Origin of the sequence: Bacillus pretiosus (genome assembly GCF_051294775.1) — a bacterium.
GTDB classification, from domain to species: domain Bacteria; phylum Bacillota; class Bacilli; order Bacillales; family Bacillaceae_G; genus Bacillus_A; species Bacillus_A wiedmannii.
Window position 1 is genome coordinate 1 of record NZ_JBPPHF010000498.1, and the last position, 286, is coordinate 286.

1 pseudogene is annotated in these 286 nt (G+C 33.9%); it reads left to right on the forward strand.

What is annotated here, in order from left to right:
* Nucleotides 1-15 precede the first annotated feature (15 nt).
* Nucleotides 16-286: pseudogene (locus tag ACSG5Z_RS31905) on the forward strand (saccharopine dehydrogenase); the annotation flags it as partial.

The window sequence follows — 286 nt, forward strand, 5'->3', positions numbered from 1 at the left end:
GATTATGGAATATAGCGTAATGATCTGGTTGACATAAATGGGAAAGAAATTGGTATTATGGATTGTATTTCGAAGTATTTATTGCAATCGAAAGAAGGCAAAGAAACAGAAATTTACGGTTATGCACTTCATGTAGAAGTAATAGGTATGAAAAATAATGAGAAACAAAGGCACATATTATATCATACACACCCGTTATCTGATGGTTCTGTTGTTGGGTGGGAAAAATTAAGAGCTTATACGAGAAACGTCGGTATTCCATTTGGGATTGCTACAGAGTTAATCT